Annotated in this window: 32 protein-coding genes and 3 pseudogenes; 2 read left to right on the top strand and 33 right to left on the bottom strand. The window is 49.3% G+C overall.

Features of this window, described 5'->3' with window-relative positions; all coding sequences use genetic code 11:
* Positions 1-3: 3 nt before the first annotated feature.
* The 19 genes and pseudogenes from ACJHX3_RS23180 to ACJHX3_RS23090 form a co-directional block, all read right to left on the bottom strand.
* Positions 4-399, bottom strand: a complete 396-nt coding sequence (locus tag ACJHX3_RS23180; RefSeq protein WP_000683129.1) for a phage minor tail U family protein — start codon at positions 397-399, stop codon at positions 4-6.
* Positions 396-974, bottom strand: a complete 579-nt coding sequence (locus tag ACJHX3_RS23175; protein ID WP_000975081.1) for a phage tail protein — start codon at positions 972-974, stop codon at positions 396-398. The genes ACJHX3_RS23180 and ACJHX3_RS23175 overlap by 4 nt, the downstream gene beginning before the upstream one ends.
* A gap of 11 nt (positions 975-985) precedes the next feature.
* A complete protein-coding gene (locus ACJHX3_RS23170; protein WP_000785282.1) occupies positions 986-1,339 on the bottom strand; it encodes a head-tail joining protein in 354 nt (117 codons plus the stop codon).
* A gap of 11 nt (positions 1,340-1,350) precedes the next feature.
* Positions 1,351-1,746 (bottom strand): DNA-packaging protein FI, encoded by a 396-nt coding sequence (locus ACJHX3_RS23165; protein ID WP_000158875.1) that lies wholly within the window; start codon positions 1,744-1,746, stop codon positions 1,351-1,353.
* A gap of 41 nt (positions 1,747-1,787) precedes the next feature.
* Positions 1,788-2,813: a major capsid protein gene (locus tag ACJHX3_RS23160; protein ID WP_000063238.1), complete on the bottom strand. Its 1,026-nt coding sequence runs from the start codon at positions 2,811-2,813 to the stop codon at positions 1,788-1,790.
* Between the two features lie 55 nt (positions 2,814-2,868).
* Positions 2,869-3,201, bottom strand: coding sequence for a head decoration protein (locus ACJHX3_RS23155; RefSeq protein WP_001299443.1), 333 nt, complete (start codon positions 3,199-3,201; stop codon positions 2,869-2,871).
* A 9-nt stretch (positions 3,202-3,210) separates the two neighbouring features.
* Positions 3,211-4,530 carry a S49 family peptidase gene (locus ACJHX3_RS23150; protein ID WP_410236212.1) on the bottom strand — a complete coding sequence of 440 codons (1,320 nt, stop codon included), beginning with the start codon at positions 4,528-4,530 and terminating at the stop codon, positions 3,211-3,213.
* Positions 4,511-6,112 (bottom strand): phage portal protein, encoded by a 1,602-nt coding sequence (locus ACJHX3_RS23145; protein WP_001316944.1) that lies wholly within the window; start codon positions 6,110-6,112, stop codon positions 4,511-4,513. Before ACJHX3_RS23145 ends, ACJHX3_RS23150 begins: the two co-directional genes overlap by 20 nt.
* On the bottom strand, positions 6,109-6,315 hold the full coding sequence (locus tag ACJHX3_RS23140; RefSeq protein WP_000198149.1) for a phage head-tail joining protein: 207 nt from the start codon (positions 6,313-6,315) through the stop codon (positions 6,109-6,111). The genes ACJHX3_RS23145 and ACJHX3_RS23140 overlap by 4 nt, the downstream gene beginning before the upstream one ends.
* Positions 6,312-8,237 (bottom strand): phage terminase large subunit family protein, encoded by a 1,926-nt coding sequence (locus ACJHX3_RS23135; RefSeq protein WP_001530248.1) that lies wholly within the window; start codon positions 8,235-8,237, stop codon positions 6,312-6,314. The genes ACJHX3_RS23140 and ACJHX3_RS23135 overlap by 4 nt, the downstream gene beginning before the upstream one ends.
* The gene (locus ACJHX3_RS23130) at positions 8,212-8,757 is read right to left on the bottom strand and encodes a terminase small subunit (protein WP_000453567.1); all 546 of its coding nucleotides are present in this window, start codon (positions 8,755-8,757) and stop codon (positions 8,212-8,214) included. Before ACJHX3_RS23130 ends, ACJHX3_RS23135 begins: the two co-directional genes overlap by 26 nt.
* 139 nt (positions 8,758-8,896) lie before the next feature.
* On the bottom strand, positions 8,897-9,100 hold the full coding sequence (locus ACJHX3_RS23125; RefSeq protein ID WP_410236217.1) for a hypothetical protein: 204 nt from the start codon (positions 9,098-9,100) through the stop codon (positions 8,897-8,899).
* Positions 9,101-9,111: 11 nt separating this feature from the next.
* Positions 9,112-9,261, bottom strand: a pseudogene (locus ACJHX3_RS23120) (HNH endonuclease); the annotation flags it as partial.
* 651 nt (positions 9,262-9,912) lie between these two features.
* Positions 9,913-10,443 (bottom strand): KilA-N domain-containing protein, encoded by a 531-nt coding sequence (locus tag ACJHX3_RS23115; protein WP_000877024.1) that lies wholly within the window; start codon positions 10,441-10,443, stop codon positions 9,913-9,915.
* Between the two features lie 202 nt (positions 10,444-10,645).
* The gene (locus ACJHX3_RS23110) at positions 10,646-11,083 is read right to left on the bottom strand and encodes a lysis protein (protein ID WP_094321959.1); all 438 of its coding nucleotides are present in this window, start codon (positions 11,081-11,083) and stop codon (positions 10,646-10,648) included.
* The gene (gene rrrD / locus ACJHX3_RS23105) at positions 11,080-11,577 is read right to left on the bottom strand and encodes a lysozyme RrrD (RefSeq protein ID WP_001135296.1); all 498 of its coding nucleotides are present in this window, start codon (positions 11,575-11,577) and stop codon (positions 11,080-11,082) included. Before rrrD ends, ACJHX3_RS23110 begins: the two co-directional genes overlap by 4 nt.
* Complete coding sequence (gene essD / locus ACJHX3_RS23100; protein WP_000839582.1) at positions 11,577-11,792, bottom strand: phage lysis protein EssD; 216 nt, start codon at positions 11,790-11,792, stop codon at positions 11,577-11,579. Before essD ends, rrrD begins: the two co-directional genes overlap by 1 nt.
* Positions 11,793-11,980: 188 nt before the next feature.
* Positions 11,981-12,712, bottom strand: a complete 732-nt coding sequence (locus ACJHX3_RS23095; protein ID WP_001146309.1) for a helix-turn-helix domain-containing protein — start codon at positions 12,710-12,712, stop codon at positions 11,981-11,983.
* 351 nt (positions 12,713-13,063) lie between these two features.
* Complete coding sequence (locus ACJHX3_RS23090; protein ID WP_000592545.1) at positions 13,064-14,023, bottom strand: YbgA family protein; 960 nt, start codon at positions 14,021-14,023, stop codon at positions 13,064-13,066.
* A gap of 192 nt (positions 14,024-14,215) precedes the next feature.
* Here ACJHX3_RS23090 and ACJHX3_RS23085 point away from each other — a divergent pair, with 192 nt between their 5' ends.
* Positions 14,216-14,740, top strand: coding sequence for a lipocalin family protein (locus ACJHX3_RS23085; RefSeq protein ID WP_000780581.1), 525 nt, complete (start codon positions 14,216-14,218; stop codon positions 14,738-14,740).
* Between the two features lie 155 nt (positions 14,741-14,895).
* Here ACJHX3_RS23085 and ACJHX3_RS23080 read toward each other — a convergent pair whose 3' ends face one another.
* The 9 genes from ACJHX3_RS23080 to ACJHX3_RS23040 all read right to left on the bottom strand — a co-directional run bounded on the left by ACJHX3_RS23080 (position 14,896) and on the right by ACJHX3_RS23040 (position 18,311).
* A complete protein-coding gene (locus ACJHX3_RS23080) occupies positions 14,896-15,273 on the bottom strand; it encodes an antiterminator Q family protein (RefSeq protein WP_001204777.1) in 378 nt (125 codons plus the stop codon).
* Between the two features lie 85 nt (positions 15,274-15,358).
* A complete protein-coding gene (locus tag ACJHX3_RS23075; RefSeq protein ID WP_000971055.1) occupies positions 15,359-15,499 on the bottom strand; it encodes a YlcG family protein in 141 nt (46 codons plus the stop codon).
* The gene (gene rusA / locus ACJHX3_RS23070; protein ID WP_001099712.1) at positions 15,496-15,858 is read right to left on the bottom strand and encodes a crossover junction endodeoxyribonuclease RusA; all 363 of its coding nucleotides are present in this window, start codon (positions 15,856-15,858) and stop codon (positions 15,496-15,498) included. Before rusA ends, ACJHX3_RS23075 begins: the two co-directional genes overlap by 4 nt.
* On the bottom strand, positions 15,855-16,145 hold the full coding sequence (locus tag ACJHX3_RS23065; RefSeq protein ID WP_000774488.1) for a DUF1364 domain-containing protein: 291 nt from the start codon (positions 16,143-16,145) through the stop codon (positions 15,855-15,857). The genes rusA and ACJHX3_RS23065 overlap by 4 nt, the downstream gene beginning before the upstream one ends.
* The gene (locus ACJHX3_RS23060) at positions 16,138-16,308 is read right to left on the bottom strand and encodes a NinE family protein (RefSeq protein ID WP_000224916.1); all 171 of its coding nucleotides are present in this window, start codon (positions 16,306-16,308) and stop codon (positions 16,138-16,140) included. Before ACJHX3_RS23060 ends, ACJHX3_RS23065 begins: the two co-directional genes overlap by 8 nt.
* The gene (gene ybcN, locus ACJHX3_RS23055; protein WP_021526102.1) at positions 16,308-16,763 is read right to left on the bottom strand and encodes a DNA base-flipping protein YbcN; all 456 of its coding nucleotides are present in this window, start codon (positions 16,761-16,763) and stop codon (positions 16,308-16,310) included. Before ybcN ends, ACJHX3_RS23060 begins: the two co-directional genes overlap by 1 nt.
* Positions 16,760-16,861: a hypothetical protein gene (locus ACJHX3_RS23050; RefSeq protein WP_001309322.1), complete on the bottom strand. Its 102-nt coding sequence runs from the start codon at positions 16,859-16,861 to the stop codon at positions 16,760-16,762. The genes ybcN and ACJHX3_RS23050 overlap by 4 nt, the downstream gene beginning before the upstream one ends.
* 96 nt (positions 16,862-16,957) lie before the next feature.
* Positions 16,958-17,467, bottom strand: a complete 510-nt coding sequence (locus tag ACJHX3_RS23045; RefSeq protein WP_000990013.1) for a hypothetical protein — start codon at positions 17,465-17,467, stop codon at positions 16,958-16,960.
* Positions 17,468-17,702: 235 nt separating this feature from the next.
* Positions 17,703-18,311, bottom strand: a complete 609-nt coding sequence (locus ACJHX3_RS23040) for a P22AR C-terminal domain-containing protein (protein ID WP_000211451.1) — start codon at positions 18,309-18,311, stop codon at positions 17,703-17,705.
* Between the two features lie 660 nt (positions 18,312-18,971).
* Between ACJHX3_RS23040 and ACJHX3_RS23035 the strand changes: the two genes are divergently transcribed.
* Complete coding sequence (locus tag ACJHX3_RS23035) at positions 18,972-20,390, top strand: hypothetical protein (protein WP_000873394.1); 1,419 nt, start codon at positions 18,972-18,974, stop codon at positions 20,388-20,390.
* 51 nt (positions 20,391-20,441) lie between these two features.
* Here the strand turns inward: ACJHX3_RS23035 and ACJHX3_RS23030 are convergent, their stop codons facing one another.
* The 5 genes and pseudogenes from ACJHX3_RS23030 to ACJHX3_RS23010 all read right to left on the bottom strand — a co-directional run.
* Positions 20,442-20,708, bottom strand: coding sequence for a hypothetical protein (locus ACJHX3_RS23030; protein WP_140427704.1), 267 nt, complete (start codon positions 20,706-20,708; stop codon positions 20,442-20,444).
* Positions 20,709-20,772: 64 nt separating this feature from the next.
* Positions 20,773-21,059, bottom strand: a pseudogene (locus tag ACJHX3_RS23025) (protein ren).
* Complete coding sequence (locus tag ACJHX3_RS23020; RefSeq protein WP_000788891.1) at positions 21,056-21,757, bottom strand: replication protein P; 702 nt, start codon at positions 21,755-21,757, stop codon at positions 21,056-21,058. Before ACJHX3_RS23020 ends, ACJHX3_RS23025 begins: the two are co-directional and overlap by 4 nt.
* Positions 21,754-22,161, bottom strand: a pseudogene (locus ACJHX3_RS23015) (Replication protein O); the annotation flags it as partial. The gene ACJHX3_RS23020 and the pseudogene ACJHX3_RS23015, both read right to left, overlap by 4 nt.
* A 37-nt stretch (positions 22,162-22,198) precedes the next feature.
* A partial coding sequence (locus ACJHX3_RS23010) for a hypothetical protein (RefSeq protein ID WP_252966805.1) occupies positions 22,199-22,272 on the bottom strand: 74 nt, incomplete at its 5' end.

Here is a 22,272-nt window from a genome sequence, read left to right as displayed (position 1 = left end):
TCCTCACATTTCATAGGTAATGACATAAGTCAGATCGGCTGAACTCCACAGGCCCGCATCATCGTCGCGCCGGTAGTCATAGCCACTGGCCACCATACTGGTGATCAAATCTGACAGTGCCGGGACATCGCTCATCACCGGATAAATCCGGGACTCCATCCACGAATCCAGCTCTGAATCCGGCACCTGAGCAGGCAGGAAAACTTCAATATGCAGCTCCGCCTGCCAGGTATCACTGTCCAGCTCTTCGCCCGTGTATTCAGCGCCGGTGAGATAAACGGCAATTGCCGGAAAATCCGCCTCATCAAAAACAGCGGGGCGACCATCAAAAAGCGTCGCCCCGGTGTCATGCTTCTCCAGTGCATCCAGTACGGCTGCACGGAGTTCAGTATGTTTCATCGCTTTATTACCATTCTCAGTTGATGCTGCAGCGCATAGCCCAGCTCTTTCGGAAGACGTTCACGCCGTATCCGTTCAATATTCTGTTTAAACGCCGTGGTAAGCGGCACCGCCATCGGGATTTTCACCACATCAATGGGGTAACGGTTTTTCCCGGCCACACGCTGCATGACATGCCACCGGCCATTTTTCAGTTGCTGAATAAACGCGCCGGGAATACGACGGTTTCCCACCACAAGCACGCTGCCGCCACCTTTCAGGGATGAACGCTGCCCCTTTTTACGACGTCTGCGGCGGGAAAGGACAACCCGCGCGTTACCCAGCTTGATTACGGGCAAATCCCCCCGGTTAACCCTGATTCTGGCCTGCGGATTTTTGACCGTGGCCCTTTTCAGCCTGGCCCTTTCCTTTACCAGTTTCCGGCGTACCTTTGTCTCACGGGCAACCTGTGACGCAGACTGCGATATCGCGGATGACGCAACGCGGTTAATGGCCATTGCGGCGGCACCAGGCACCGCCGTTTTGCTGATACGGCTGAGGTTTTCAACGGCCTGCTCAAGACCTTTTATGGCCATACATCCCCCTTTCAGCGGCGACGGTTAACGGCAGGCGGCACGCCACGCCCAAGCCAGAGATGACAGCTTCCGCCATCATCCGGCGAAATCCGGTCCACCCAGAAGTTTTCCTCGCCGATGGTCAGTGTGTCTCCACGCCGCAGCTGCCGCACATCATCAGTCCGGACAAACAGGGACGGGCTGGAGCCTTCAACGCGCACCCCCTGTCCGGCATAGCTGATATTTTCAGGGTCATCAAAAACACCACGTATCACAGCACCGGACAGCTCACCGGATGTCATGGTGGCTGACGTTCCCATGTACCCGCGTATCGTTTCATCGGCGCGGGCAATGGCAGCATCGAACAGGTTATCGGAATCAGCCACAGCGCCTCCCGTTATTGCATTCTGGCCAGGCCATGTTCTGTCATTTCGGCTGCCACACCGGCAGAGACACGAAACGCCGTTCCCGGCAGCACAAATGCCACAGGCTCATCCCGCGTGGCGTGAAGTGCATCAGTATGCAGCGTCACCAGTGCCACGACCGTGACCAGAGCAGCCGTATCAATCACGGTATCCGGCTGCGCTGATACCACCTCATTTTCATGTCCGGTCAGCGCATTTTCCGGGCTGACAGATGTGTCCTGACCGGCAGCGTCATCCGTGTCATCAAGCTCCTCTTCCAGCTCTGCCACACGGAGCACCAGTTCTTCTTTCGTCCCCGTCAGGCTGACATCACGGTTCAGTTGCTCACCCAGCACCTGAAGACGGGCAATCAGTTCATCTTTCGTCATGGACTCCTCCACAGAGAGAAAATGGCCCCGAAGGGCCATGATTACGCCAGTTGTACGGACACGAACGCATCAGGATCAGCCAGCAGCATCAGCGGTGCTGACTGAATCATGGTGAACTCACGCGCCGGATCGCCGGTGGTCACCCAGTTTTTCGGGTAGCGGGCAGAGGCGTTAATACCTTCGCGCTGTGCGTCCGCATCCTGAATGCAGCCATAGGTGCGCAGACCGCGTGCCTGAGTGTTCCCCAGCACCATCGTGTTGTCCGGCAGGAAGTTCTTTTTGACGTCGTTTTCCACGTACTGTCCGGAATACACGACGATCGCCGTATCGCCATACATCCCCTTATAGGACACCGCTTCGCCCAGGTCTTTTACCGCTGTCTCCAGCTCGGAATTAGAGCCGCGACGGGTATCCAGCTTCTCCTTGACGGCTTTGAAGGAACGGAACAGCGCCCAGCCTTTCGGATCAAACACGATGATATTCACCACGCCGCTGGCGTTCAGCGCGTAGGCTTCGATATCGTCGGTCGGGTCATACGTGGACTTGTCACGCTTGCTCCACTCCGTGCCGCCGGACTGCGTGATGTTGTTCGCCGCACTGCGGCCCATATCCACCTCAACCGGATCGAAGGCTTCACCGGTCATGGTGTATTTGCCCTTGAGCACGGCAGAAACTGCCTGCATCTCTTCGACCTGAGCAATGGCCAGCTCTTCGTCACGCATGTTCTGCAGGATGATGCGACGGCGGCGGTAAGCCGGGTCCGCCAGATTCTGCGGATCTTCATCCGGCAGGCGACGCAGGGTCATCTGCGGATTCACCTCATGCTTCGGCTTGACATAACCCGGCGTAAATTCAGAGGTGGAGCCGCCACGGGAACGGATAACCTCACCGGAAACAATTGGCGAAACGTACAGCGCCATGTTTACCAGTCCAGGAATTTGTGAGAGATAGACTTTCTCCGTGGTGAAGGGATAGCTCTCACGGAAAAAGAGACGCAGAAACAGCGGATCAAACTTAAATTTCTGCTCATTTGCCGCCAGCAGCTGGGCGGTTGTGTACATCGACATAAAAAAATCCCGTAAAAAAAGCCGCACAGGCGGCCTTTAGTGATGAAGGGTCAGGTTAAACGATGCTGATTGCCGTTCCGGCAAACGCGGTCCGTTTTTTCGTCTCGTCGCTGGCAGCCTCCGGCCAGAGCACATCCTCATAACGGAACGTGCCGGACTTGTAGAACGTCAGTGTGGTGCTGGTCTGGTCAGCAGCAACTGCAAGAATGCCAACGGCAGCACCGTCGGTGGTGCCATCCCACGCAACCAGCTTACGGGTGGAGGTGTCCAGCATCAGCGGGGTCATTGCAGGCGCTTTCGCACTCAACCCGCCGGGCGCGGTTGCGGTATGAGCCGGGTCACTGTTGCCCAGCGGCTGGTAATGGGTAAAGGTTTCTTTGCTCGTCATAAACATCCCTTACACTGGTGTGTTCAGCAAATCGTTAACGGCATCAGATGCCGGGTTACCTGCAGCCAGCGGTGCCGGTGCCCCCTGCATCAGACGATCCAGCGCAGTGTCACTGCGCGCCTGTGCACTCTGTGGTGCTGCGGCCAGAATACGGCGGGCCGTTTCCACGGTCATACCGGGGGTTTCGGCCAGCACGCATGCCTGTTCTTCGCGTCCGTGAGCCTCCTCACAGTTGAGGATCCCCATAATGCGACTGTTTTCTGCCGCAATAGCTGCGGTGATCTGCGCGTTCACGTCCGGCTGCGCAGCGCTGGCGTTCTCGCCCTCCGTCGCTTGCACCACGCCAGTAACGTCAGCCTGCGAAGCAGTGGCTGAAACAGTTGTTGATTGAGTCTCTTTGGTCATTCGCCCTCCTGAGAGACGGGATTTACGTGCATCCAGTGCATCACGCATGACGGTGATCGCATCGGTACTGTTCACAAGTTCATCAGCCAGTCCGGCATCAATGGCCTCCTGACCGCTGTACACTGCAGCCTCGGTATCCAGCACAGCCTGCACGGACAGGCCGGTATATGCCGACACCTTCTGTGCAAACATCCGGCGGGTTGCATCCATCCGGGACTGCAGTGTTTCCCGGACATCATCCGGTAGATGGCTGTAGGGGTTGCCATCCACCTTATGGCTGCCGCTGTAAATCAGCGTGATTTCCACGCCCTGTTTCTCCAGCGCAGCACCGTAATTACTGTGAGCCATCATGACGCCGATGGAGCCTGTCCGGGCGGTCTGCGTGACCAGACGCCGGGAGGCGGCGCTGGCAAGCAGCTGACCTGCACTGCAGTTCATGTCGTTGGCCAGCGCCCATACCGGTTTTATGTCTCGCACACGGGCGATGATGTCAGCACAGTCAAATGCTCCCGCCACCATCCCGCACGGTGTGTCCATATCCAGCAGAATGCCGTCCACCATCGGATCGCTGGCAGCCTGTTGCAGACGGGCGATAATGCCGTTGTAACCGGTCATCCCCGAATACGGCTGCAGCGCCCGCGTCCGGCTGACCAGCGTGCCGGACACCGGCAGCACGGCGATGCCGTTCATGACCTGATAACTGCGGGCCTGTCGTGGTCCGTCATCATCAACGGATAACGCCAGCGCCGCGGGTGCCTCTCCGGCAGTCAGGCTGTCGCCGGACACCGCATCCGTCAGGCGGCTGATCCCAAGCTGGCCTGCAAGCGCACAAAAGAAAACCCGCGCATAGGCGGGTTCAAGCATCAGCGGCTCATTAAAGGCCATACTGGCAATATGCGGGAGATTACGCAGCTCTGCTGTCACTCTTCTCCTCCTCTGTTGATTGTCGCAGTCCGGATTCAAATGCCGCAGCCGCCCAGGCGGGCGGTTTAAGACCGGCTGCGCGGCGCTCCATCGTTTCACGGACCTGCTGGGCAAAAATTTCCTGATAGTCGTCACCGCGTTTCGCGCACTCTTTCTCGTAGGTGCTCAGTCCGGCTTCTATCAGCATCACCGCTTCCTGAACTTCTTTCAGACCATCGATGGCCATACGACCGGAGCCTATCCAGTCGCAGTTCCCCCAGGCACTGCGGGCTTCCTGAAAACTGAAGCGCGCTTTTGAAGGTAACGTCACCACGCGGCGAACGATGGCCTCTTCCAGCCAGCACAGAAACATCTGGCTCGCCTGACGGGATGCGACGAATTTTCGCCGCCCCATAAAGTACGCCCACGACTCGTTCGCACTGGCCCGTGCCGTGGAGTAGCTCATCTGGGCGTAATTCCGGGAAAGCTGCTCATACGAGACACCCAGCCCGGCAGCAATATACCGCAACAGTGACTGCTCAAACACGGAGTAGCCGTTATCCGTGTCCTGAGCCGTCTGCAGGTTCAGTGAGTCCCCCGGCATCAGGTGCGGCACTTTTGCGCCTCCCAGCCGGACCGGTGCTGCGGCGTAATACGCGGCAATTTCACCAATCCAGCCAGTCAGCCTTTCCCGCTGCTCCTGACTGTTCGCGCCCAGAATAAAATCCATCGCTGACTGCGTATCCAGCTCACTCTCAATGGTGGCGGCATACATCGCCTTCACAATGGCGCTCTGCAGCTGCGTGTTCTGCAGCGTGTCGAGCATCTTCATCTGCTCCATCACGCTGTAAAACACATTTGCACCGCGGGTCTGCCCGTCCTCCACGGGTTCAAAAACGTGAATGAACGAGGCGCGCCCGCCGGGTAACTCACGGGGTATCCATGTCCATTTCTGCGGCATCCAGCCAGGATACCCGTCCTCGCTGACGTAATATCCCAGCGCCGCGCCGCTGTCATTAATCTGCACACCGGCACGGCAGTTCCGGCTGTCGCCGGTATTGTTCGGGTTGCTGATGCGCTTCGGGCTGACCATCCGGAACTGTGTCCGGAAAAGCCGCGACGAACTGGTATCCCAGGTGGCCTGAACGAACAGTTCACCGTTAAAGGCGTGCATGGCCACACCTTCCCGAATCATCATGGTAAACGTGCGTTTTCGCTCAACGTCAATGCAGCAGCAGTCATCCTCGGCAAACTCTTTCCATGCCGCTTCAACCTCGCGGGAAAAGGCACGGGCTTCTTCCTCCCCGATGCCCAGATAACGCCAGCTTGGGCGATGACTGAGCCGGAAAAAAGACCCGACGATATGATCCTGATGCAGCTGGATGGCGTTGGCGGCATAGCCGTTATTGCGTACCAGATCGTCTGCGCGGGCATTGCCACGGGTAAAGTTGGGCAGCAGGGCTGCATCCACACTTTCACTCGGTGGGTTCCACGCCCGCAACTGCCCACCAAATCCGCTGCCACCGCCGTGATAACCGGCATATTCGCGCAGCGATGTCATGCCGTCCGGCCCCAGAAGGGTGGGAATGGTGGGCGTTTTCATACATAAAATCCTGCAGGTCCCCTGCGTCGCTGTGTCATGCCGGTCTGCACTTCCAGCTCTGCAATATATTTTTTCAGGTCAGACACGGAAGTGGCCGTAAACTCCACCCTTCGTCCGTCTTTCTGTACTGTTGCCACCCGTTTACCTGTCATCAGGTCATGCAGTGCCGCACGGGCAGCGGCAAGTTCTTCCTGTCGCGTCATTCATCCTCTCCGGATAAGGCACGGGCGTAATCTGCCAGTGTTTTCTTGTTGGTTGCTGCACCATCTTCTTCCTGCAGGCTCGCCAGCAGTGCACTGAGATCCAGCTGCCAGCGGGAAATACTGATGCGCAGCGCCGCCAGCGCATAAACGAAGCAGTCGAGCGCCTCATTGCGTCGCTTTTTGCTGTCCCACAGTATTTTTTTCCTGCCATCCACCCATTTTTCGACCTGCTCTTCAGCCGTCAGCTGCTGCGCTTCGGTCAGATCAAAAATATCCGGGTTATTCGGGAAGTGAACGGCACCGGGAAGCGGTTCATCCCCTTCCGGCGTCAGTGTGAAGCGGTTATAAATCTGCTCTTTCGCGGTATCCGTACCGATTTCGGTAAGGTAAACCCCGTTTTTGTTTCGCTTACGTGGCATGCTGGCCACCGGCTTACCGTAGACGGATGCCCCTTTAATGGGGATCACCCGGAACAGCCCATGCTTTTTCGAGCGTTCATACACAATGGTCGGGTCAATCCCGCCAATATCCCAGCAGATACGGGATACCGACATTTCTGCACCATTCCGGCGGGTATAGGTTTTATTGATGGCCTCATCCACACGCAGCAGCGTCTGTTCATCATCGTGGCGGCCCATAATAATCTGCCGGTCAATCAGCCAGCTTTCCTCACCCGGCCCCCATCCCCATACGCGCATTTCGTAGCGGTCCAGCTGGGAGTCGATACCGGCGGTCAGGTAAGCCACACGGTCAGGAACGGGCGCTGAATAATGCTCTTTCCGCTCTGCCATCACTTCAGCATCCGGACGTTCGCCGATTTTCGCTTCCCATGTCTCACCGAGCGTGGTGTTCACGAAGGTTTTACGTTTTCCCGTATCCCCTTTCGTCTTCATCCAGTCTTTGACAATCTGCACCCAGGTGGTGAACGGGCTGTACGCCGTCCAGATGTGGAAAGTCACGCTGTCCGGCGGCTCAATCTCTTCACCGGATGACGAAAACCAGAGAATGCCATCACGGGTCCAGATCCCGGTCTTTTCGCAGATATAACGGGCATCAGTGAAATCCAGCTCCTGCTGGCGGATGACGCAGGCATTATGCTCGCAGAGATAAAACACGCTGGAGGGATCATCCGGCGTCCATTTGAGGCCAAACGGCGTCTCTTTGTCGCCAAATTTAAGGTACTGCTCCTCCCCGCAGTGCGGGCAGGCAACATGAAAACGCATAAAATGCGGGGATTCACTGGCAGCACGCTCAATCTGGCAGGTGCCTCTCACTTTGGGCGTGGAGCCACGGATGGACTTTGGCCAGACCGAGCCTTCAATACGCTTGTCGCCCAGGAACGTCGGAGAGCCTTCCTGTTCAATATCATCATCAAAGGCAGCAAGTTCATCATAACCCGCCACATCCACTGACTTTTCACGGTAGTTTTTTGCCGCTTTACCGCCCAGGCACCAGAAGCCACGCCCATTGGTGAAACGCTTCATGGTGAGCGTGTTATCCCGGTGCTTTTTGCCATACCACGGGGCCAGCGCCAGCAACGACGGAATATCACGGATGGTCGGCTCAACGTGGGTTTTCATGAAGTTTTCGGCATCGCCATCCGTCGGCAACCAGATAAGGGTGTTGCGCTGCTTATGCTCTATGAAGTAGGCATAAACACCCAACAGCATTTTGGAATAACCGACACGGGCAGACTTCACCACATTTACCTCGCGGATGTAGTCGCTGCCCATCGCATTCATGATGGCCCGCTGAAAGGGCAGTGTTTCCCAGCGCCCTTCCTGGTATGCGGATTCTTTCGGGAGATAGTAATTGGCATCCGCCCATTCAACGGCGGTCTGTGGCTCCGGCCTGAACAGGGCACGAAGCCCGGCGCGGACAAAATGCCGCAGCCTGTCAACCTGACTGTTCGATATATTCACTCAGCAACCCCGGTATCAGTTCATCCAGCGCGGCTGCTTTGTTCATGGCTTTGATGATATCCCGTTTCAGGAAATCAATATGCCGGTTATCCAGCTCAGGAAAACGTCGCTGCACCGACAGAGGAATACCGTCGAGAATACTGGATATTTCCCTTGCTATACGCGACAGCACGAAAGTACAGAATGCGGTTTCCACCACTTCAGCCGATTCTTTGGCATTTTTCAGTTCTTGCGCCGTCGCCTGAGCACGAGTCAGGCGATGGCGCTCAAATTCAAGTGTTCCGGGGTGAAGATCTGCCTCGCTGGCCAGCCGTAATTCTTCAACCTCCCGGCGCAGCTTTTCGTTCTCAATTTCAGCATCCCTTTCGGCATACCATTTTATGACGGCGGCAGAGTCATAAAGCACCTCATTACCCTTTCCACCGCCTCGCAGAACGGGCATTCCCTGCTCCTGCCAGTTCTGAATGGTACGGATACTCGCACCGAAAATGTCAGCCAGCTGCTTTTTGTTGACTTCCATTGTTCATTCCACGGACAAAAACAGAGAAAGGAAACGACAGAGGCCAAAAGGCCTGTTTTCAGCACCTGTCGTTTCCTTTCTTTTCAGGGGGTGTTTTAAATAAAAACATTAAGTTACGGAGAAGAAGAACGGAAACGCCTTAAACCGGAAAATTTTCATAAATAGCGAAAACCCGCGCGCCTTCCGCCCCGTAGCCTGCCGGATCGCCGGAAAGGACCCGCAGGCGTTCTGGTTTATTCGCAATGAATTCAATGTCTGACAGACCAGCGTCGTGCGACCACGGTCGCACGCTCCTGAATACACGTCCTGTTTCTTCCCCCCCCCGCACAGGACTGGCGAGCATGAGGGACAACCCCGCGAACCATAACCGCGCTGATGACAGGACTGGCCCGACTTGTATTGCTTCCAGCCTTCGCTTTTGTGGCTTTTGCAATAGCCTGACGGATCTGTGGTGGTATTGCGGTAGCCGCGAACACGGCAGGTTTTTGGGGTTCGTGGGGGCATATGTACTCCAATGAAGAAGCCACCAACATAGCCTCCTCCATTCATCGTGAAACTATTTTCATCTACCCAGTAATGAATTCTTTGAAGAGTTGTGATCAATACAACTCGCTAATGGAGAGGCTTGTCTCACACGTGAGACAAGCCTCCTGTTTGATTTACTGGACACTATAGAAGGACAGAATGCCTTCCTCACTCGAATAACATCAATTAAGGAGGTTCAACATGTTTCATTCCACAAGTCATCAGGCTGTAATTATGGCAGCATCAGTTTGTGCCCCAGACCTTTTCCGCTTCACTTTGAGCCTGATTCATTTCTACCTGACCGGCTCGCCTCTATCTTTCTAATCCCCGATTTATCCAAATTTCACTGCCATAATGCCGACATTCTCTGCCATTGTTGGCTCCATTTATCCGTTAAAAGGGATATCAGTTAAGTCATCCCGTGTAGGGTATAAGCCATTGTCGAGACCACTCATTGAATGGTCTCTGCAATAACCGATGTCTTTCCATCAGTCCGCCACCACAAAGAATCTTTTTTGCCATAAGGCTGGAGGTTCATCTTTCAGTGGCTGCCAGTGTTATTTCCCCACTTACTGGCTTGGGTTGTTTCGCGGTACTGCCGTAATGTACAAACTGGATTAACCTGCGAAATCACACCATTCCGGGCAAATACATTTGCACTTCATTTGCCGCTCTCTCACGTGCAACATGAAGCAATCTTTTTCGCCCACCAACGCCCCACTTAGCCATTTGGCTTGCGCACTGGCTTATCGCTTTGGTTTCAGTATTGATGATGTGATCGATTCTATTCAGACGGGACATTGCGCCAACGCCGAGACGGACAACCGTTTTGAAAACTTCATAAACTTCGATTTCAAATTCCGGCTTAATCCATGCTGCATATCTGATTGCCAGAAGTTCAACACCCCACACACCTGGTTCTGCCCCACCTTTGATTATTTTAAGTGGCTGAATTTGCTCCAAAGTGCTTTTTTGCACTTTGGCTTCCAGTGCTTTTATGAAGCGTTTTATCTGCGCGCTACGCAAAAACTGGCTTGGGCGCTGTTGCTCTGTAGCCTCTCCATTTGCAACTGCTGCTGCATGGAGATCGTTTAAGTTGTAGCGTCCGTCCTCATCAACACGAACGGACACACCATTGACAATAACTGTTGGGTACTTCATCAGTGATTACCTTTTAGTGATGAACCTTGTCACACAGGATTCCGGCCCACAGAAAGGCACCGATAACCAAACCGGCATCCTCAAGGGTCATCCTGAAAGGTTCTGTGTTCATAAGTCGCGCGTGTGAAGCGCGTTTACTGCGGACATAAAAAAGCCCCGCATCGCGAGGCTCATTAAATGGACTTTGTGATTTGCAAAAAAATTATTTCAGGCATTGCGTCCTGATGTACTCCTGCAAGTAGTTAACCTGCGCGGTTATCCTGTCGATTCCACTTCGGAGACGGTAATAATTGAGTTCAGCATCTGCTGTAAGTCTTGGGATTTCTCCATCGCCCATGCTGCTGGCTCCGGTCGTTGACTTTGCACAGGTGGCGGCGACTTGCAGGCGCTTACGACCAGCAGAAACATCAGCACGGAGACTTTCGATAGTCGCGTTAGCATCAGCAAGCTCCTTTGTATATCTGGCGTCGAGTTCTGCTACATCACGTTGACGCTTCTGCATATCAGCGATGATGGATGTGGCTTTATCTCGCTGGTCTTTATAGGCGATGGCGTTATCACGGTAATGATTAACAGCCCATGACAGGCAGACGATGATGCAGATAACCAGAGCGGAGATAATCGCGGTTACTCTGTTCATTGCTGACCCCACAAACAGATTTCACGCTCAATCTCACGACGAGTCATGAGACCTTTCCATTGCTTACCGCCAGCATATGTCCAGCGACGTAGCTGATCACATGCGCCTTTGATATCGCCCTGGTTTATTTTGCGAAGAAGCGTCGATGTTCTGAAATTGCCAGCGCCCACGTTGTAAACGAACGAGTAAAGAGCGCCGCGCGTTGTTTCCGGTATATCAACTTTTATGTACGGGTTAATTTGTCTGGCGACCGTGGCAAGGTCTTTATTCAGGAGGGCTTTGCATTCTGCTTTGGTATACGTTTTACCGAGCATGATGTCTTTTCCTGTATGCCCGTGACATACAGTCCATACACCAACAATATCTTTGTATGGTATGTAGCTGACACCCTCCAGACCATCGTTACCACTTGAGCCAGTGATTAACACTGATGCTATAGCAATTGCTCCGCCACCAATAGCAGCAGCAACGGCTTTTCGTAATGATGGAGGCATTATTCACCTCTCGCAGCCTTGCGCTTATCTTCTTTAATCTTGAAATAAAGGTTTGTCAGGTACGTCAGCAAGCCAAATACCAAGCTACCCAGCACACCTATTGCTGCCCACTGTGAGGGCGTGACTTTATCGAGCAGCTGTAAAAACCAGTAGCCAGCACTGCCTGCGGAGGTGCCGTAGGCAATGCCCGTTGTTAACTTATCCATGGATTTCATAGCCTCACCTCCGCAAATAACGGATGGTGTACACGGTTCGGAACGAAGAGGAAAGGTATAGAAGTTACATTAGCGTAAGGCTTGAACATCTATTCAAAAAGAAAAACGCCAGCGATTATTCTGGCGTAGCTGAAAGCATCATACAATTATTAAATACGAAAATTACAAAATCATTAAAACGCATCACGTTACATCATGTCTTTTTCTAAAAAAAGTCTTGATGAATATTGATGGGGAGGAACACCAAAATATCTTCTGAAAACACTTACAAAATATGACGTGTTTTCATAACCGCATATCTCAGCAACTTTTCCAACAGAATATAAATTGTAGCTTAATAACCTTTCCGCCATCACCATTCGCTCTTCAAGAATTAACTTACTAAATGATAAGCCTTCGTGCTTTAATTTTCTTTTTAACAGACTTTCACTCAGATACAGTCTTGAAGATATATCACAAAGTCTCCATGCTGCAGATATATCCGTGTGAATAATAGCCTTAACTTTACTTCCTAAACTATTAAGACATCCAAATAAAAAACTTTGCACTATTTTCTCTGAAGATAAGATAGCAAGACATGCAAGTGATATTTGATTTCTAACAAAATCCACAGTTCTGCCATCACAATTCAAGCATGCAATCAAGTTCTTTAACAATGAAAAATCTTCACATTCCACCATCAAGTATGCCGGATAAAACCTTCTTACAGAAAAAGGTGAGAGTGTGTTGCTTTTAAAGAAATCATTAACTGTTTTCTCTTCAACATCTACGATCATTACATGATCTATATTTGATGAAAAAAAATCTTTTAAATTGTAATCAATGAGAACAGCACTTCCTTTTTTAAACAAAATATCTTCTTTACCAATTCGGACATCAAACGAGTTCAACACCAAAATGATAGAACATATGTATGGCATATTATCCACCTGATATCATTGGGGTTACACCAGGTAAGTATAGGTGGAAAATCAATATTCGCCAGTTCAACAATAAGGAAAATCTCATTGCATCACAAGTATAAAATTATGTATTTAACTCACAAAGACAAATTATTAAACCAATCTGTTATATTATATATAGCTGCGTGGAATCATAATATTATATATTTTGACTGGCATGTTTACCAACTTTAAGTTGCATCTCAATGGTTTCTTCAGCGTAAACAGAGTTTTTATACAAACTGACACTCTGGGTATCATAGTGTAGTTTTTACGATTGTAAATATCTTGCATGCAGGAACTCATCCTTTTGGATGATATCGCATACAATTAATTTACCATCAGTCTTAGAGCCAGTTCGTCCGGATAGGGAGCGAAGTAATTCTGTGTAAGCAAGTAATCATTAGGATACTCACCCAGATAATGCTTCAGCAGAGTCAACGGCGCAAGAAGAGGTAATGTGCCAGAACGATAGTTAAGTATAACCTCGCTCAACTCTTTACGCTGGCGTGTACTTAAGTAGTTACTAAAATACCCCTGTATATGCATCAGCACATTCGTGTGATTTTTACGTGATGCAGGTTTTCTGAGAATCGCCATCAGCTTATCACGATACACCTCAAAGTATGATTCAAGGTCCGCCCACTCGTGTATTGCAGCCACAAATGGTCCCATATCTTTATAGCCTGCCTGACTATGCGCCAACAACTGAAGCTTATAACGACTATGAAAAGCTAATAACTCTCTTCTTGATAATTTCTCCTTGTAAAGGTGATTGAGCTCATGCAAAGCAAAAACTCTTTCAACAAAATTCTCACGAAGCACTGGATCATGTAATCGCCCATCCTCTTCAACCGGTAGCCAGGAAAACTTTTCCATCAAAGTGCTCGTAAATAGTCCCACTCCATCTTTACGACCTCGATTACCATTTTCATCATAGACACGCACGCGCTCCATGCCACAGCTGGGAGATTTAGCACAAACCACAAACCCCGATACATCCTTTAATTTGTCCATATAAGAACGACTAAACTCTGTCATTCTCTCTGTCACATCCTCATTCTGGTCGTGGCTGAAACACATCCGTATATTTCCTTGCGTCGAGCGCACAAGACGTAGAGCAGGACGCGGAACTGGCAGCCCTATAGCCATTTCCGGACATACTGGTCTGAATGTTACCCATTCCACTAATTTGTCCATTAAAAAGTCAGCTCTTTTGTGACCACCATCAAAACGAACAGCAGAGCCGGCCAAACAACCGCTGATTCCAATCACAGGTTTTTTTATCATATTCTCCCCCTTGACTAATTCATTAACACATAAACTGTGTAGTGCACGGAATAAATTGCCTTTCTGGCGTCATCACTGACAATTTTTCTGTTATAGACTATTCCTAATATAGTATGAAAGTTCTTTAAGTGATCGGTCGTAATCATCTATCTTTCATACTTACTCTCAACTATCAAAAGTACAGGATTTATTATGAAGTTATGGCCTGTGTTGACTGGCATTGCACTCTCTTTCACTCTTATAGCATGTAAGGCCCCGACACCACCTAAAGGTGTGCAGCCGATTACAAATTTTGACGCCAACCGCTACCTCGGAAAATGGTATGAAATAGCTCGCCTCGAGAACCGGTTCGAACGTGGTCTGGAACAGGTCAGCGCTACCTATGGAAAACGGAACGACGGAGGGATTCGTGTACTTAACCGTGGATACGATCCAACGAAAAATAAATGGAGCGAGAGCGAAGGTAAAGCATACTTTACTGGAGATACTAAAACTGCAGCGTTGAAGGTTTCGTTTTTTGGCCCCTTCTATGGTGGCTATAATGTAATCAAACTGGATGATGAGTATAAGTATGCTCTTGTCAGTGGTCCGAACAGAGAATACCTATGGATTCTGGCAAGGACCCCAACTATTCCAGATAAAGTAAAAGCAGACTATGTGCGAACCGCTCAAAAGTTGGGATTCAATGTCAATGAATTATTATGGGTTAAACAATAAAATCCCTACCCGAAATAATACTTATTAGAAAAAAACCAGCCTTTGGGGAGGCTGGCTAAATCAGGAAACAAGCTGTTATATGATAATAACTACGTTGCGATTCCAACATTTAAAATGTTAGACTAATGAGAATCAGACAGCAACTTTTCCTTTAATTATTTCGAACAATCAGCATCCATCTCCAATCGGAGATCCAACACCATCAGCATACCCTCCACTACGCCCTCAGCTTTCTGGAGCATCCTGCCAACCCAACAATCAGATCGCCCATGCTTACGTGCAAGCGCCATAAAAGTCATGCCGCCGACATAATAGTCCACCAATAAATCATGCAAATCGCTGTTGTTCTTTTTCAGACGGGCCATGCACCCGCAAATGATCATCGCGTCATCGTCACAACATTGCGGGCGAGATTTTACTTTTGAAGGAATTAATCCCTTAAAACCGGCGGCAATGGACGACCAGGTCACATCTTCATGATTATTAGCCGCCCACGCTCCCCAACGCTCAAGAACCATCTGAATATCACGCATCAACTTACTCCACAAAACTCAGACCAGAACGCCAATTACAAGCAAAAATCAACAAAACAGTATTAGTTGATTGTTATCTCTGACTTCATACTCCTGCTCCTGTCAGTGTTTTGGCGTAATTCTTCAGTATTCGGTAATCGGTCAAAACAGAGCCGGGGAAACGATATAAGCGCAGACGCCCCCAGCGGTGGCGAAGAAGTTCTGCCATATTAAACTCAAACATCATTCATTCCCCATTTCGGTGATGGTCAGTTCCAGCCTCCCACCTTTGGTAACAGGCATCTTCACAACGCGGTAATCAACGACCTGAGCATCATCCAGCCAGAAACCTGCTTTAGTGAGTGCGTCAAAAGCGGCTTTTTGCAGATTATCCAGGTCACGGCGACGGCGATCCGGCATGTGGCACTCAATGCGGATTTTCACAGGCATAGCCAGGCCGATATCCAGCATTGCGTTTTTAATGATTCGGGCGACGTTATCGCGGTATGCCTGCCCCTCTGCGCTGACGTGCGTGCGCCCGCGATTATGGCGGTAATAGCGATTATTGCTCGGAGGCCAGGGTAATGTGATACTGTAGGTATTCACGCCTTAATAACCCCCTCTTTCAGCCAGATAACCTGTGTTCTCGCCATACCTTCCAGCGCGCATTCTTTTGCATATGCAGCATCGACAAAATGTGTGCGGCGGTCGATTTCGTCGTGGCAGGCAGAACATGCAATGGTGGCAATCAGGTCTGGCGGTTTGATACCGGTACCGCACAATCCAGCCAGCCGGATATGTGCCAGTACAGACGTTTCAGAATTGCCATTACATACGCCAGGGATTCTTACCTGGCATTCCCGACCACGCGCTGCTTTTCTCAAATCAGCCATGATTCCTCCTTGCTGCCAGTCGCAACCATTTTTTATCAACCAGGCTAGCGGTATATCCGAGCAGTGTTGGTATTTCGGATGGCTTCAGCTCAGGCTTACGCTTACGACGATTTGATACTCTGTAGATGTGTCCGTTCATGACACGAATAAGCGGTGTAGCCATTACGCCTCCTGCTTGTCGCGGAGCAGCTGGAACTCGCAGCTCTGCGGAATAGTCAGGTGGCAGCCAATATTCACCGCCCAGGCTTCAACCTTACACAGGAAGACATACATCTCTCCGGTATCAAGATCGGAGGTATGGCGTAACGACTGGATAGTGGTGATATCACCGGTTACGACATCAACCAGGTCTTTGGTTTCATAACCGAGATATGTGTGTTTGAGAGCATCTTTTACCCAAGCTGGAGTGGCGAACGTTTTACCCCTGCTGATGAGGTATTCACTGATTTCGCTGTACCACATGTGGCTGAGTGCATTCTGGGAAAGACTGCGTTTCTCACGCCACGGTTTAAGCACCATGCGAAAGCATTTGCCTTCCTCCAGATAAGGCTGGATCTGCTGACCGATAGCAGTGAAGTTACCACGATGCAATTTGATGCCGTCTTGTGGGAGGTTCACGCTTCACCTCCGCAGAGGTCAAACGCTGGATGCAAAAAATCGCAGGTGCATCTCTGCATCTGTGAAGGGAGAAGAGAGTTTGGATTGTATGTGCGCATAAACGTCCCCGTTTAGCGCAGAAGTCACCGGAGTTGTTCAAGCTCCAATGGCATGATTATGGCTGGTTGATTATTGGAAATCAAATGTGCTGAAAATTAGTCTGCCAAGTCTTCCTCAGTCGCAACTGGGTAATTCCAAATATCAAAAAAAGCTATAGCCTCCTGCCATTTGCTCCATAAGTTATCAAGTACTTGTGTAGGTTCCGTACTTTTAAAAACAGAATCAGCCGCATCACCGTTATGAACTTCCTCGTACAGTTCCATTATTAGCAGATTAACAAAGTACTGTTTCAACATTAATGCCTGATTACCTTCTTTCTGCTGGCTATCCTGCTTGATGATCTCCATCGCCCGTACTAGGCACCTGATGATATCCGCTGCATCATTAACGCTCCATTCAGATCCGCGCTTATCTTTAGCTGATGAATTGGCTCTCTCAGCGCAAGCCTTTAAAGACTCATAAAGGTAAACTCTATTTTGTAGCTGCAGCGCTTTTTTTGACGTGTACCAACTTGCAAGCGCCGACCCCGCTGCGGCTAATGTGCCAAACGCAGAAATGCCTGCTGCTATTGCACTTAAGTCGGCACTGTCAAAGTTCCACATCATCGTTACACCTTATATAAACACCCCTCAGTAATATCCAATAAGGTATGTGAACAATCAATATAATTTATATCCGTATCGGCACATAGCGATTTTAATGCTACTGATAATGGTATCTTTTAGATTATATCGTCCAGTTCCAGTACCCGTATTTTATGAAATGGACTCGCACATTACCAAAAAAAATGCCAGCACTTCCGTCATCGCAGAATGCTGGCAGTATTTCTAACTAGTGACTTTATTGCAACAGATTCTGACGGAAATATGGTAACACACGACTCCACTTATCATCCTGCCACGGTTGGAATTTTACATGCGCCGTTTCTCTGGCAAGGATTTCTCGCGCCCTGTTGAGTATCCGAGGATATTCTTGTTCGATTGAAGTGAATCTACCTGCTTCGCGATGCTCTGCGACCTGAAGAAGGGGCGTAACGTTCTGGCAGGCGGTTAACATCGTATCACTTGCTCGCCATAACCAGGCGAGTGTGCAAAGTTCGTTATCAGTGAATTGTTTTGTGATTGGGGATTGTTGAACTTCTCGATCGAGAATATCCAGAACCCAGCGGCGGAATTCTTTGGCCACAGGAGTACGAGCAAACATGGCGATCAAATGGGCTCCGCGAAGGCTAAATACTCGAGACTCCTGCATTCCACGAGGGGTGGTCACTTTGACCACCCTTGTCATCATATCTGTGAATTCATCTGAGTGCCGAGAGTAAATGCGCTGAACTGCTTTATCGTCCGCATATTCCAGTGCTAAACCAACTTCAGTGGCAGTAAGCCAAATTCTGTTATTGTGGCAAATCGGGGTAAACGTCGTTTTGTGGAATGCTAATTGAGTAGTCATAGTATCACCTCATCAGGTTAACCATCACCACCAACGACGCCAATCGACTGGTGGTGAACTGTGTAAGGTTGGCGTAACCGGCTACTCAAACCCGGCGCTTCCGAAGAAGCCCTCACACAGCCCACCATAATTTGGGCATAGCCGTGCTTAGCGCACAAAAAAACCGCTTAACGCGGTATGCGTTGAGTAGTATCCCGGGACGCCAATCCCGTGTGCCGATTTTGCGGCAACGCACAGAATATAGCGCCGGATAAATCATGTCGTCAACCCCAGTAAATGGACACCATGATGATCACAGCCATAGCTGCTACAACAGTTACAACTACCTCAGGCCAAAACATAACGATTTCCATATCACCTTTAGCCGCCAGACGAATAGAGACTCCCAATTCTGGCTGTCGAAGTAAAACACCGAATGTAAAAAATCGTAGGTGCATTTCTGCATCTGTGAATGGAGATGAGAGTTTGGATTGTGTGTGCGCATAAACGTCCCCGTTTAGCGCAGAAGTCACCGGAGTTTTTTAGGCTCCGATGACATGATTATGGCGGGTTGATTATGATGAATCAATTGGTTTTTATGTCAAATGAACACTAGATCCAAAGGAGGGTAACAATTATCATACCCAATGAGATTAATCTCATTATCAATAAGGAAATTTCATGAAATATTTCTCAACTGGTTTTTATGTTTCAAATTCCACATCTCTAGCTGAGATCTTTAATGAATGTTTCTCTTGGGTAAACGACTCACCACATACAACTTTTATTCCAGCACAATTAGTATGTGATTATAAAAGCGAGGAGCACTTCATAGAGTCTAAAAATGAAAGAATTGATATAATAACTTATAAAAACAAAGATACTAGTTTAGGCTGTTTTAGGTATTCGAAAATATCTGAGCCACACAAATGGGTAACAGATATTTCAATTAATAAAAATCTCAAAACTGATACCATGTGGATTCAGGTGGAATCTAGCGTTGTAAGCCAAGATGCAGCTTATCTAGCCCCACAACCCAAGAAACCATTGGTTGTTATGAGATTGATTGATAAATTTTCTGGTGGTCTTGATGATATTTTCAAGGTGTCAGTCGAACCTCATTCCTTAGATGATACTGATGAACATTTAAATATAGCAGCTAAAGTTATAAATGGTGAAACTGACAACAGACTACCAATAATATACGTTAGCTCCAAGTATTTTTTCAATGAACATGCTCACAATATCATCCCAGAACGCCTTGCAAGAAAGGTATGCGGATTAGCACATGTATTAATTGAGCCTAGCAATAGACTATTTTCTATTAAGCTAAAAAATGAGACAAATGCTAAAAATGCCTATGCTGGTGCTGTTGGTATCTATTGGCCACGAGGTCAAAATATCAGTTTTTATCGCCGTGGTGAGAAAACCGCAAAAGAATTTGAAGATGAGTTATTTGATGATGTTGTAAGAGCTACGACTACAATGGCTCCTGTCTCAGATAGTGGATGGAGTGAGATACAAACCAGAAAAACGAAAGATTCTATTAACTCACTCAAAGAAAGAGGAGAATACACACGCGAACTGATGGCGCTTTACGAAGCCGATAATGTTGCGAAAGATGACCAAATAGAAGATCTTAAGCATAAGATCTCCGCTTTAGAGCACAGAGTACGCACTCTTCAATCACAAGCTTCAGCCCAAGGAAGCATTGTGCTTAATGCAGGTGAAGAGACTGACTTTTTTGATGGAGAAATCAAAAATATAATTATTGACGCACTAAAAACTGCCATAAAAAACAAAAATGAATTTGGTAGAAGCTATCATATCTTATCATCCCTAATTGCCAATAATAAATACAATAAAGAAACCGAGAGTCGCCGCCAATTACTTAAAAGGACTTTAACAGGTTACAGAAGCATGGATAGCGCAACACAAAGAAGTTTAAAGGACTTAGGTTTTAGTGCGTCAAGCGATGGAAAACACTGGAAGTTAACATATAATGAAGACCCTCGATATTCCTATATTTTACCTAAAACAGGAAGTGACCACAGAGGTTCTTTAAATGCTATCTCGGATATAGCGAACATTATTTTCTAATAAATTTCAATAGCACTCACAAATGAGTGCTATTGTTGCCACTGAATTACTCTATTTAAATTCAACTTTTATCCCTTTGTTTAGCAGGGCATCAGAAACTGCCTTTTTTGTAACATTTATCCCTACAAGCAATGCTTTATGCATTGGTCCCTTAAAAATCTCTACTTCTTCTTCAGTGAGTTTAGGCAATGCAATATAAATAACATCTTTCATACTTACCCTAATCTGCTTATTTTTATAGCATGAGCTTCTTGTATGCTGACAATCGATATTTTCTTTATTTCCCAAAACATCATCCCCTTTATAATTCAGTTCCACACATCAATTATTTAGTTATCACGAATGTCGTAAAACTAAAATTAGTAACAATAATTGCTCATACCTACTCTCTTCCATATAAAGCCAACACCCGCTCATCGCGGCACTCTGGCGACACTCCTTGAAAATCAGGTTCGTGCTCACCTTTCCTTCCCGCTCCTCCCTGGTAGCGAACCGGTAATACACCGTTCGCCAGACCTTGCGATCAACGACCAGGATTCCTGCCCGTGCCATTTTGGCTGCTGCCTGATTGATGCTGGTTACAGTCACGCCTGTTGCCGCAGCTACATCCGGCGCGCAGAAAGTCCGGTGCGTTTTCAGGTAGTGAAGAATTGCCTCTTTGCCTGTCATACACTGGCTCCTTTCAGTCCGAACTTAGCTTTAATTTCTGCGATCTTCGCCAGAGCCTGAGCCCGGTTAAGTGGTCTACCGCCCATGACAGGAAGTTGTTTTACTGGTTCAGGTATCGCCTCACCACGATTAATTCGCGCGGTCATACAAGTCAGTTCATCGGCAGCCTTGCGCCGTAATTCCGCATCAGTCAGCGCATTGGCCCGCATGTTCTGATACAGGTTGGTAACCAACCAGTAGTGCGCGTTTGATTTCCATGGATAAGACTCTGCATCCGGATAAAGGCCACGCTTCCGGCAATACTCGTAAACCATATCAACCAGCTCGCTGGCGTTTGGCAGCCCAGCGGTAACGGATGCTTCTTCCCGGCACCAGGCGACAAACTGCCCGGGTGATGGCAGGAATGGTCGATTCTGCCGACGGGCTACGCGCATTCCAGCGTTAACCTGTTCCATTGTGGTGATCCCGTTTTCCCGAAAAGCCAGCACCCACTGGCGGCGGATTTCGTTCAGTTCATTCTGGTCACGGTTAGCCAGGCTCGCCGGGAAAGTTGCCAGTAACTGGCTGAACACACCGTTGATGATCTGCGCTACCTGCTGTACCTGTGGCTTTTCGTCGTACTGTTCCGGCATGTTGTTGGCGATCCGACGCATCTGCTCACGGTCAAAGTTAACCATCTGTGCGGCGATGTTTTTCATAGATCCACCCCGTAAATCCAGTCAGTGTTTGTCAGGTCGAGTTTTGGTTTGCCGACTGTCACGCCAGCCTGTTGCTTGTTCCGGTTGATTTCGAGCTGGGTCCACTTGTCGCGGAGTTTGGCCGGACTCAGCACGTTACCGGACCAGAAGTTGTCCTGGCAGGCCCAGCGGAACAGTACACACATGTCGCGGTGGTTACGTCCATCACGTTCACGCATCAGACGGATATCGTTAGCCCACCCTGCAAAATTCGGTTTTCTGGCTGATGGTGCGATGGTCTTCACCATGTCAAACATCCACTCTGCGGCGGTCAGGTCTTCTGCTGTCCCCCACTTGCTGCCGCTCTGAATTGCAGCATCTGGTTTCACCACAGGAAGATCGTTTTCTGGTTGGTCAGAGGATTCGTAAGCGTGCAGCAAGAACCGTATTGACGGGGATGTGTTATTCAGTCGGCAGTGCTACGCGCCAGGGGAGCAGTTCGCCGACCCGGTTTATCGGCCAGTCGGCTATGACGT

It is taken from the genome of Escherichia sp. WS1265 (assembly GCF_046487585.1).
In the GTDB taxonomy this organism is placed as follows: domain Bacteria; phylum Pseudomonadota; class Gammaproteobacteria; order Enterobacterales; family Enterobacteriaceae; genus Escherichia; species Escherichia coli.
The sequence above is the reverse complement of the archived record's forward strand: the minus strand, read 5'-3'. Positions and strand labels throughout refer to the sequence as shown.

Excerpts from the sequence above, each read along its gene's own strand:
- ACJHX3_RS23180 (WP_000683129.1), bottom strand. The coding sequence starts at position 399 with ATGAAACATACTGAACTCCGTGCAGCCGTACTGGATGCACTGGAGAAG.
- ACJHX3_RS23175 (WP_000975081.1), bottom strand. The coding sequence starts at position 974 with ATGGCCATAAAAGGTCTTGAGCAGGCCGTTGAAAACCTCAGCCGTATC.
- ACJHX3_RS23165 (WP_000158875.1), bottom strand. The coding sequence starts at position 1,746 with ATGACGAAAGATGAACTGATTGCCCGTCTTCAGGTGCTGGGTGAGCAA.
- ACJHX3_RS23160 (WP_000063238.1), bottom strand. The coding sequence starts at position 2,813 with ATGTCGATGTACACAACCGCCCAGCTGCTGGCGGCAAATGAGCAGAAA.
- ACJHX3_RS23155 (WP_001299443.1), bottom strand. The coding sequence starts at position 3,201 with ATGACGAGCAAAGAAACCTTTACCCATTACCAGCCGCTGGGCAACAGT.
- ACJHX3_RS23145 (WP_001316944.1), bottom strand. The coding sequence starts at position 6,112 with ATGAAAACGCCCACCATTCCCACCCTTCTGGGGCCGGACGGCATGACA.
- ACJHX3_RS23140 (WP_000198149.1), bottom strand. The coding sequence starts at position 6,315 with ATGACGCGACAGGAAGAACTTGCCGCTGCCCGTGCGGCACTGCATGAC.
- ACJHX3_RS23130 (WP_000453567.1), bottom strand. The coding sequence starts at position 8,757 with ATGGAAGTCAACAAAAAGCAGCTGGCTGACATTTTCGGTGCGAGTATC.
- ACJHX3_RS23125 (WP_410236217.1), bottom strand. The coding sequence starts at position 9,100 with ATGCTCGCCAGTCCTGTGCGGGGGGGGGAAGAAACAGGACGTGTATTC.
- ACJHX3_RS23115 (WP_000877024.1), bottom strand. The coding sequence starts at position 10,443 with ATGAAGTACCCAACAGTTATTGTCAATGGTGTGTCCGTTCGTGTTGAT.
- ACJHX3_RS23110 (WP_094321959.1), bottom strand. The coding sequence starts at position 11,083 with ATGAACAGAGTAACCGCGATTATCTCCGCTCTGGTTATCTGCATCATC.
- rrrD (WP_001135296.1), bottom strand. The coding sequence starts at position 11,577 with ATGCCTCCATCATTACGAAAAGCCGTTGCTGCTGCTATTGGTGGCGGA.
- essD (WP_000839582.1), bottom strand. The coding sequence starts at position 11,792 with ATGAAATCCATGGATAAGTTAACAACGGGCATTGCCTACGGCACCTCC.
- ACJHX3_RS23095 (WP_001146309.1), bottom strand. The coding sequence starts at position 12,712 with ATGCCATACATATGTTCTATCATTTTGGTGTTGAACTCGTTTGATGTC.
- ACJHX3_RS23090 (WP_000592545.1), bottom strand. The coding sequence starts at position 14,023 with ATGATAAAAAAACCTGTGATTGGAATCAGCGGTTGTTTGGCCGGCTCT.
- ACJHX3_RS23085 (WP_000780581.1), top strand. The coding sequence starts at position 14,216 with ATGAAGTTATGGCCTGTGTTGACTGGCATTGCACTCTCTTTCACTCTT.
- ACJHX3_RS23080 (WP_001204777.1), bottom strand. The coding sequence starts at position 15,273 with ATGCGTGATATTCAGATGGTTCTTGAGCGTTGGGGAGCGTGGGCGGCT.
- ACJHX3_RS23075 (WP_000971055.1), bottom strand. The coding sequence starts at position 15,499 with ATGATGTTTGAGTTTAATATGGCAGAACTTCTTCGCCACCGCTGGGGG.
- ACJHX3_RS23065 (WP_000774488.1), bottom strand. The coding sequence starts at position 16,145 with ATGGCTGATTTGAGAAAAGCAGCGCGTGGTCGGGAATGCCAGGTAAGA.
- ACJHX3_RS23060 (WP_000224916.1), bottom strand. The coding sequence starts at position 16,308 with ATGGCTACACCGCTTATTCGTGTCATGAACGGACACATCTACAGAGTA.
- ACJHX3_RS23050 (WP_001309322.1), bottom strand. The coding sequence starts at position 16,861 with ATGCGCACATACAATCCAAACTCTCTTCTCCCTTCACAGATGCAGAGA.
- ACJHX3_RS23045 (WP_000990013.1), bottom strand. The coding sequence starts at position 17,467 with ATGATGTGGAACTTTGACAGTGCCGACTTAAGTGCAATAGCAGCAGGC.
- ACJHX3_RS23040 (WP_000211451.1), bottom strand. The coding sequence starts at position 18,311 with ATGACTACTCAATTAGCATTCCACAAAACGACGTTTACCCCGATTTGC.
- ACJHX3_RS23035 (WP_000873394.1), top strand. The coding sequence starts at position 18,972 with ATGAAATATTTCTCAACTGGTTTTTATGTTTCAAATTCCACATCTCTA.
- ACJHX3_RS23020 (WP_000788891.1), bottom strand. The coding sequence starts at position 21,757 with ATGAAAAACATCGCCGCACAGATGGTTAACTTTGACCGTGAGCAGATG.